1 protein-coding gene is annotated in these 2,276 nt (G+C 41.9%); it reads right to left on the reverse strand.

The window, feature by feature from the left end:
* Nucleotides 1-117 precede the first annotated feature (117 nt).
* Nucleotides 118-1,695: a group II intron reverse transcriptase/maturase gene (gene ltrA / locus DWU89_RS20300; protein WP_115501441.1), complete on the reverse strand. Its 1,578-nt coding sequence runs from the start codon at nucleotides 1,693-1,695 to the stop codon at nucleotides 118-120.
* Nucleotides 1,696-2,276 lie beyond the last annotated feature (581 nt).

Consider the following 2,276-nt stretch of genomic DNA (forward strand, 5'->3'; position numbering starts at 1 on the left):
TAGTTTACCTGAGCGGGGGCATCGCTGCCCCAACTCGGCTTCAAAACCGTACGTGACAGTTTCCCGTCATACGGCTCCTCAACAATCTGGTGTTTGTCCCACATACTTCGTTCCGTTTCAGATTACTTTTTGTTTTAAAACATGTTCAAAGATAGTATTTCTATCCTTAAAGGATGAAGGTGTTACCACTTTTTCACTTTTCTGTAGCCCTCTTTCCTTTCTTTTCTTCCAATACTTGTCATCTCCGTCAAAAGGACTCTTTTCGCCTTTGACTTTGACATGTAGTTTGATTTTATAGTCTGAGTGCCTTAACAGAAGATGCTCCTCCTTTGTCTTAAACCTCCACAATTCATTCTTATGCCTACGAAAGTACCTGTCTTTTATCCAGAATCTCGTTTTATGAGGGTGTCTATACATCGCCCATCGCCAAAGTTTAACAAATGTTTGATGGTCTATCCTTTCAAAGACTTTCCTTGACGACACGTGCCGAAAATAGTTTGCCCATCCCCGAACGACCGGATTTAAGTTTTTGATAAGTGTAGCCTGACTTTCTCCTCTATGCGAGCGTATCTTTTGCTTGATACTATACAGATGCTTCTTCTGACTTTCTTTGGATGGTTTGATAATTGTCACATAGCCTTTTGGAGTCGTGTTCCCCGGATACTGTCTGATATTAAATCCAAGAAAGTTGAAGCCCGGAGCTTCTTCCCCATCCATCTTCAATGTATGGCATATTCTTGTTTTTGTATCTTTCAGCTCCAACCCCATCTTCTTTAACCATTCGACAATAAAAGCCTTGGCTGCCTTGACAATCTCTTTGTCTTCATGTATGACTACAAAATCATCCGCATAACGGATTATGGATATTTTACGTCCTGATAACAGGTAGCTTGCTTTCGGTCTTGTTCTTTTCATATAGTCGAACAATTCCTTCTTGAGCGCTTCTCTTGTTTCATTTTCCAATCCATGCAGTGCTATATTTGCCAACAATGGAGATATGATGCCGCCTTGTGGGGTTCCTTTATCGTTTTGATAAAAGACTTGGTTATCCACAATCCCGGCTTTAAGCCACGCTTTTATTAATCGTCTGATTCGTGGACTTGTATGCAATTTATCTAACAATTCATTATGATTGATGTTATCAAAACATCCTGATATATCAGCGTCTAATACATAAGCATTCTTTCTATGAATGGATGAATAAATCGCTTCTATTGCATCATGACAAGAACGTCCCGGTCTGAAGCCATAACTATTAGGTTCAAATTTTGCTTCCCATTCCGGTTCTAATGCCATTTTTACGAGGGCTTGCTTTGCTCTGTCCTTAATAGTAGGGATGCCTAACGGTCGCATTTCTTTCTTTCCCGGCTTGGGTATCCATACTCTGCGAATGGGCTTGGCTTCCGCTTTTAAGTCCATCATACCAGCTAATACCTTACGTTCACGGTTTGTTAGAGCAGTCTTTCCATCTACTCCGGGTGCGTGTTTGCCCCGGTTTATTTGCGACACTCTCCTTACCGCTATAAGATTTGCCCCTTTAGATGTCAACAGTAAGCGTTGGAGTTTTTTTACTTTTGGGTAATCTTCTTGTTCCGAAGCTTGATAGATTTGCTTTTGCAGTTTGAACAACTTCCGTTCCAGCTTTCGCCAGGGAATATTGTCCCACTCATACCTCAATATTTCTACTTGGCTCATAATTTATTAACTGCTATTCACAACTCTATCTTCCAAATTATCGTGCCCCTGTCTGCATATCCTCACCATTACAGCAAGGCGTTGGCTTCTGGGGCAATCCCTCTACCGGAAGTCTTGGCTGACCGCCTACTCTTTAATAAGAGAACTGTCCGATAGTTACTTTGTTCCATGATTCCGTTTGACGTTTGGTACTGATTCTTGCTTTATGCCGAAGCCTCGGATGACATCAGGTGTGATTGCTGATTCTAAATCACCCATCCTTGCGGCTTGTACTGTTTTAGTTGAAGCGTATCATTCTTTATTTTCGCTCCTTACGACCTTACGACACCTCTAACACAAGTTTCTCGCGTAATCATTATCAAACTCTACTGGATGGAGTGCCGGATAAAGACCTCCGGTTACCACCTTTTATCCCAGCTTCACACCGCAGGTGGTCAGCCAGTGGCATGTGGGATATGTTTTCATTCCGATGTCTGGAAGGTTGGAATTACACCAACACGAAATCATAGTTAGGCAGCCTGAACTGCCCTATACCCACCCATAAGAGAACTTATGGTTTTGGTATAAACAAATCGCACGAA

It is taken from the genome of Parabacteroides acidifaciens (assembly GCF_003363715.1).
GTDB lineage: Bacteria > Bacteroidota > Bacteroidia > Bacteroidales > Tannerellaceae > Parabacteroides > Parabacteroides acidifaciens.